The sequence below is a fragment of the uncultured Blautia sp. genome (assembly GCF_902497045.1).
In the GTDB taxonomy this organism is placed as follows: Bacteria; Bacillota; Clostridia; order Lachnospirales; family Lachnospiraceae; genus Blautia_A.
Genome location: NZ_CABVDF010000156.1, coordinates 1 through 6,730 on the forward strand (window position 1 = coordinate 1; position 6,730 = coordinate 6,730).

The following is a 6,730-nucleotide window of genomic DNA, read 5'->3' on the forward strand; positions in this document are numbered from 1 at the left end:
CAAAAAATCGGAAAGATCTCTGTGAAATTCTTCCAATACCGGAAGTTCTGGGAAAACCTGCATCTTTATTATAAAGGAAAGAATACAGGAGGTGTTTCTGATGGAAAGACCTAATTCCCGGGAAAATGTCCGTACAGTTTCCTGATCCGGAAGTGCAGGAAGTGTCAGGAGCAGAGCCAGCTGGGAGGCGGTTTCCATGGATCTTAAAGTTTCGCCTCTTTTAGAGTGGAGTTTTTGAATATAAAGATTTCCGGCCTCACGGACTGCTTCTGAAACCTCTGAAGGATTCAGTGGTTTTTCGATATAATTGACTGCTTTTAAGCGGATGGCGGCCTTCAGATATTCTTTGTCAGAATATCCGCTCATAAAAATAGGAACAGAATCAGGAAGTATTTTTTCCAGGCGTTCCAGCATAGTGATTCCGTCCATACGGGGCATACGGACATCACAGAGTATAATTTCCGGTTTGTGGATCCGGGCCTGCTCCAGTCCGTTTACTCCGTCATCTGCCTGGAAAATCTCTTCAATTCCCAGAGAAGCCCAGTTTATCGAGGTCATCAGTCCGGTCCTTGTCAGTTCCTCGTCATCTACGATTAGTAATTTCATGGAAGTCTCCTTTGTGTTGACCATGTTAAAGTAAAGTAATTATAGTTTATCACAATTTTCACAGGAATACGAGAATAAATAAAATCGTTTTTGTGCAGAAAAATGGAAAATATTTTACCCTGATTCCAAATATATTGCGGTTTTTTTATAGAGACGTCAATGATACAATAAATGCAGTTCAAAGAAAAAGGGAGGAGAAAGAGCCGTGTCTGAATATGTTCTTGAATTAAAAGGCATTACTAAGATTTTTCCGGGTGTAAAGGCATTAAATAATGTACAGTTTCAGTTGAAGCCCGGTGAAGTTCATGCGCTTATGGGCGAAAATGGTGCCGGAAAATCAACATTTATCAAGGTTATCACGGGTGTACATAAAGCAGAAGAAGGCGAAATGTTCTTAAATGGACAGAAAGTGGACTTCAAGGGACCAAAAGATGCACAGGCAGCTGGTATTGCAGCTGTATACCAGCATCCTACATCATATCCCCACTTAACTGTGGCGGAAAATATTTTTATGGGTCATGAGATCATCAAAAACCGGATGATCCAGTGGAAGGCTATGAATACAGAGGCAAATAAGCTTCTTGCACAGCTGGATGCAGACTTTGACGCTACAGCGGAAATGGGAACTTTAAGTGTAGCACAGCAGCAGATGGTAGAGATTGCCAAGGCTATGTCCACAAATGCAAAGATCATTATTTTGGATGAGCCTACTGCGGCACTGACCAGATCGGAATCTGAAAAGCTGTATACACTTGTAGATAAATTAAAAGAAGAAGGCGTTTCTATCATCTTCATATCTCATCGTTTTGAGGATATGTACCGTCTGGCATCCCGGGTGACCGTGTTCCGTGATTCTCAGTATATTGGCACTTATGATGTAAATGGGATCACTAATGCGGATCTTATCAAGGCTATGGTAGGACGTGAGATTACAGATCTTTTCCCGAAACCGGAAGTAAAACTGGGAGAAGAAATGCTCCGGGTAGAAAAACTTTCCAGAGTTGGATACTTTAAAGATGTATCCTTTGGTGTAAGAGCAGGAGAGATTCTTGGACTTACCGGTCTGGTAGGAGCAGGCCGTACAGAAGTGGTAGAAGCTGTGTGCGGAATTACCCGTCCGGATTCCGGAAAGGTTTATCTGGAAGGAAAAGAAGCTCACATCAAACAGCCGTCTGATGCAATGGAAAAAGGAATTATTCTCCTTCCGGAGGATCGTCAGAAAGAGGGTCTGATCATGAGCTGGGGCCTTGGAAGAAATGTGACGCTTCCAACAATCAGCAAATATGCAAAAAACGGGCTGAATGATGAAAAAACAGAAAGAGACCTTGCAAAAAAGCTTCTTGAGGAAGTGGATACAAAGGCAGTTGATATTTTCCAGCCGGCAAGTTCACTGTCAGGCGGAAACCAGCAGAAGGTTGTTGTGGCCAAGGCTTTGAGTCAGGAAATGAAGGTAGTTATTATGGACGAGCCTACCAAAGGTGTTGACGTAGGAGCAAAGGCAGAGATCTATGCGATTATGGGAGATCTTGCAAAGAAAGGCTACGCTATCATTCTGATATCATCTGAAATGCCGGAGATCCTTGGTATGGCAGACCGTATTGTCGTTATGTGCAACGGAAGAAAAACTGGTGAGCTTGGAAGAGAAGAGGCTACTCAGGAGAGAATTCTTGAGCTGGCGATGGAAAAAAGCAGTGGAAAGGGGGCTTCTAAATAATGGAAAAGAAATCATTGATAAAGAGGCTGACAGGCTCCCGTGAGGCTCTGCTTGCAGTGGTTCTTCTTGTGCTTTTTGTCCTTGTTACGATTGTTAATCCGGCTTTCCTGACACCTAAGTCATTGATGGATATGCTGAAAAATAATGCAGTGACAATGGTTATGGCTCTGGGAATGTTATGCGTTATGCTGGTAGGCGGAATCGATATTTCTATTATGTCTACTCTGGCATTATCGGGTATGTCCATTGGAATGCTGCTGAAAAATGATGTGATCGCAAGCACTCCTCTGGCTTTTTTGATCGCAGTTGCTATTGGTATTGTCTGCGGACTGGCAGTTGGTCTTGTAATATCCAGAGCAGATGTACCGCCTATCATTGCTACCATGGGATTTATGTATGTGTTCCGTGCTATGGGCTATCTGGTTTCTAACGGAGGACAGTGGGCAGGTGCAGCAGCTCTTGGTAATTTTAAAAATTTTGCAACTACAAAATTTCTTGGAATTAATTGTGTGATCTGGGTTGTGATCCTTTGTTATGCATTTTTCTTCTGGTTTATGAAATGGACAAGAACCGGACGAATGATCTATGCGGTAGGAAGCAATCCAAGCGCGGCACAGGTTTCCGGCATCAATGTAAAAAATATTAAACTTCTGGTTTATGTGATCATGGGTCTTCTTTCCGGTTTGGGCGGAGCTCTTCAGGTATCTGTATACGCATCTGCCATGCCGGATATGCAGTACGGCGGTGAGATGGATGTTATTGCTGCCTGTGTAATCGGCGGTGTCAGCATGAGCGGCGGACGGGGAAGTGTTCTGGGAGCTCTTTTGGGATCCCTGATCCTTGCTACTATCGCCAAGGCACTTCCTCTGATCCCGTTCTTTGATCAGCTGTGGCTGAATACCATCAAGGGCGTGATCATTCTTGTAGTAGTTGTTATGAACGTAGTTCTTCAGCGTGTTGCTGACAAAAATGCACTGAAAGGAAGGGAGATGTAATCATGGCTGGAAAATCTGGAAGAAGTATTAATAACGTGCCAGAAAGTTCAATAAAGCGGATGATCTTCTCCTGGGAGGGAATCCTGGTCCTGATCTTTATTGCAGTAAATATTTTCTGTGCAGTGTTTTCGGAATTTTATAATGTAAGCAGTCTGCTCCGTCAGATGCCGGTTTACCTTGCAGAGGTATTCCTGATGCTTCCTATGGCGTATATACTTGTTCTTGGGGAGATCGATATTTCTGTTGGATCTATCGTGTGTTTGTCCGCGACCATGAGCTGTATTGTATGCAATATGAATGCGCCGTTTATCGTTGTGGTATTTACAGGTCTTGCTGTAGGAACTGTCTGCGGTGCCATTAACGGATTTATCCTTACAAAATTTACGGAGCTTCCACCGATGATCGTTACACTGGCAACTCAGATTATTTTCCGAGGGATTGCAGAAATCATTCTGGGAAGCGGCGGAAGTATCACAATGTCAAATCTTGATGGTTTTAATGCCATCGGAGGAAAAGTTGGAAAGGTGCCGTATATCCTGTTCCTGGTTTTGATCCTTGCAGTGATCTTTGCTCTTGTTCTTGGCAAAAGTACATTCGGACGGAGAGTCTATGCCATTGGTACCAACCGTCTTACCGCATATTACTCCGGTGTTCATGTACAGAAGATCCGTATGATCATTTATACTGTAATGGGAACAGTTTCCGGTCTTTGTGCTATTTTCCTTCTGTCTTCTTCATTTGGAGCAAATACGACAACAGGAAACGGCTTTGAGATGGATGCCATCGCCATGGCAGTATTTGGAGGAATTTCCTCTACAGGCGGTAAGGGAAATATCGCCGGCGGCGTACTTGCGGCATTTATCATTGTATGTCTCCGGGTTGGCCTGGGACAGCAGAACGTACATGCACAGGTGATCCTGCTGATTATTGGTGTACTTCTGATTGCTGCAGTTGCTCTTCCGAATATCATCGGACAGGTAAGAAGAGCAGTAAAAACAAAATAACATGAACAGGAAGGATGCTGTTTCCCTGAGAGGGAGACAGTTCCAGATAAAAACTATATTATTCCAAGGGAGGAAAACAAAATGAACAAAAAAGTTATCAGCGCGCTTCTTTGTGGAGCAATGGTTCTTGGTGCAGCAACTCCGGTCCTTGCTGAAGGTGCAGGAGAAGGACAGAAGATTGCACTTGTTGGAAAATCAGCAGGCAACGCATTCTTTGAGATCGCAGCAGCTTCCTTTAAAGAGACTGTAGAAGCAGAAGGCGGCAAGGTTGAGGTTGTATATCCGGAAACAGCAACAGCTGACGCACAGATCAAGGTTCTGGACAACCTGATTTCTCAGGATTTCGATGCTATCTGTATTGCTGCAAATGATGTAAATGCTCTTCAGGCAAAACTGACAGAGGCTATGGATGAAGGCATTAAGGTATCTTCCTTCGACTCTGCTCCAAACAAAGACAGCCGTCAGGTATTTGTAAATCAGGCTGGTACAGTAGCTGTTGGGCAGGCGCTTATGGATGCTGTTCTTGACATTGCAGGAGGCGAAGGACAGTTTGCAATCCTTTCTGCTACTTCTCAGGCAGCGAACCAGAATGCATGGATCGATGCTATGAAAAAGATCATGGAAGAAGATGACAAATATAGCAAACTGGAACTGGTAGAGGTTGCGTATGGTGATGACGAGCCGCAGAAATCTACCGACCAGACAGCCGCTCTTCTTCAGAACTATCCGGATCTGAAAGTGATCTGTGCTCCTACAACAGTAGGTATCGCAGCAGCAGCAAAATATCTTCAGGACAATGAGTCTGCATGTAAACTGACAGGTCTTGGACTTCCGTCAGAGATGCTTGAGTACACAGGTGCTGATGATGCACATTCCTGCCCGTATTTCTATCTGTGGGATATGCAGGGTCTTGGAAAACTCAGCGCTTATACAACGATGTCTCTTGTAAAAGAAGAGATCACAGGTGCTCTTGATGAGTCCTTTACAGCAGGTGATCTTGGTGACTTTACTATTACAGAAGCTGACGATGGCGGTACAGAGATCGTTCTTGGCGAGCCGCTTCAGTTTACACCAGAGAATATTGAAGAATACGCAGAACTGTATTAATCAAATTTATCAATAATCAATTTCTTCATTTGAATCCTTTAATATAATGTGGGAGAAGAGGGCGCTTCGGTGTCCTCTTTTCTTTGCATAAGAAAAGGGATTGTGGTAAGATGAAGGCAAAGGGAGGGACGCATATGCAGCAGGCACTTTTGGATCATCTGAAAATTATTACAGAAGAAGAACAGCGTATACTGGATGGAATGGCAGAGGTGGACAAAGGGATTTACACTTCCGGACAGGATTTTATTGTGGACAGTGCCAAAATGCTTCAGGAGGGAAAGTTGATTGCTGTGCGTACTCATACACGATTTGTACATTTTCCTTCTCACAGACATAATTTTATCGAGGTTTTGTATGTCTGTGAAGGTGCTGTGACAAATATTATCGGAGACAAAAAAGTTGTGATCAGGAAAGGAGAACTGCTTTTTCTGAATCAGTTTACCAGACATGAGATACTTCCGGCGAGAAAAGATGATATTGTGATCAATTTTATGGTGCTGCCGGAGTTTTTTGATGTGGCATATACGATGGCGGGAAACAATAATGTTCTGGCTGATTTTCTGGTAAATGTCCTGCGTCAGGATCAGGAGAGAGGCGAATATCTGCATTTTCGTGTGGCGGAGGTGCTGCAGATACAAAATCTTCTGGAAAACATGATCTATTCGCTTGTGACAGGGAAGGGAGATCAGAACCGTATCAATCAGACAACCATGGGGCTTATTTTTCTTTATCTTCTGGATTCTGTACAATATGTGGAAATGAGAGTGCCGAATCAGTACGAAAATATGATCGCGATGACGACTCTTGACTATATTGAGCAGAGGTACAGAAACGCGTCTCTGACAGAGCTCTGTGAACATCTGCATCTTCCTATGCATGTGCTCAGCAAAATGATCAAAAAAAATACAGGATTTAATTTTAAAGAGCTGCTTCAGCGGAAACGGCTGAATAAGGCAGTGGAGCTGATGTGTGAGACAGATCTTCCTGTCAGTGACGTTATTGCAGCGGTGGGATATGAAAATGGAAGTTATTTTCACAGAGTTTTTCGGGAACGCTATCATATGACGCCAAAAGCCTTTCGGGAGGCTAACAGAAAAAATGATAAGATAAGACTGAAATAATATCAAAAAAGGACATTGCAGAACACATTTCTTCGGAAATGTATTCGGTAATGTCCTTTTTGGAAGATTTTACTTTATCTTTGGCAATGGGAAAAAGAAGTGTTCCCGGTATGCGGAAACAGAAATACACAGAATTTTGCACGTTCCGCAGAAATTATATAAAATATCTTTGGTGCTTCTTTT

General features: G+C 43.3%; 6 protein-coding genes. 5 read left to right on the top strand and 1 reads right to left on the bottom strand.

Annotated elements, in window-relative coordinates:
- A partial coding sequence (locus RDS42_RS10760; protein ID WP_308783674.1) for a response regulator occupies positions 1-606 on the bottom strand: 606 nt, incomplete at its 3' end.
- A gap of 205 nt (positions 607-811) precedes the next feature.
- Between RDS42_RS10760 and RDS42_RS10765 the strand changes: the two genes are divergently transcribed.
- From RDS42_RS10765 to RDS42_RS10785, 5 genes are all read left to right on the top strand, one after another.
- A complete protein-coding gene (locus RDS42_RS10765; RefSeq protein ID WP_308783675.1) occupies positions 812-2,320 on the top strand; it encodes a sugar ABC transporter ATP-binding protein in 1,509 nt (502 codons plus the stop codon).
- Positions 2,320-3,315 carry an ABC transporter permease gene (locus tag RDS42_RS10770; RefSeq protein WP_308783676.1) on the top strand — a complete coding sequence of 332 codons (996 nt, stop codon included), beginning with the start codon at positions 2,320-2,322 and terminating at the stop codon, positions 3,313-3,315. Before RDS42_RS10765 ends, RDS42_RS10770 begins: the two co-directional genes overlap by 1 nt.
- Positions 3,316-3,317: 2 nt before the next feature.
- On the top strand, positions 3,318-4,319 hold the full coding sequence (locus RDS42_RS10775; RefSeq protein WP_308783677.1) for an ABC transporter permease: 1,002 nt from the start codon (positions 3,318-3,320) through the stop codon (positions 4,317-4,319).
- Between the two features lie 81 nt (positions 4,320-4,400).
- The gene (locus tag RDS42_RS10780; protein ID WP_177276072.1) at positions 4,401-5,426 is read left to right on the top strand and encodes a substrate-binding domain-containing protein; all 1,026 of its coding nucleotides are present in this window, start codon (positions 4,401-4,403) and stop codon (positions 5,424-5,426) included.
- Between the two features lie 134 nt (positions 5,427-5,560).
- Positions 5,561-6,547 (top strand): AraC family transcriptional regulator, encoded by a 987-nt coding sequence (locus RDS42_RS10785; RefSeq protein WP_308783678.1) that lies wholly within the window; start codon positions 5,561-5,563, stop codon positions 6,545-6,547.
- Positions 6,548-6,730: the final 183 nt, after the last annotated feature.

Excerpts from the sequence above, each read along its gene's own strand:
- RDS42_RS10775 (WP_308783677.1), top strand. The coding sequence starts at position 3,318 with ATGGCTGGAAAATCTGGAAGAAGTATTAATAACGTGCCAGAAAGTTCA.
- RDS42_RS10780 (WP_177276072.1), top strand. The coding sequence starts at position 4,401 with ATGAACAAAAAAGTTATCAGCGCGCTTCTTTGTGGAGCAATGGTTCTT.
- RDS42_RS10785 (WP_308783678.1), top strand. The coding sequence starts at position 5,561 with ATGCAGCAGGCACTTTTGGATCATCTGAAAATTATTACAGAAGAAGAA.
- RDS42_RS10770 (WP_308783676.1), top strand. The coding sequence starts at position 2,320 with ATGGAAAAGAAATCATTGATAAAGAGGCTGACAGGCTCCCGTGAGGCT.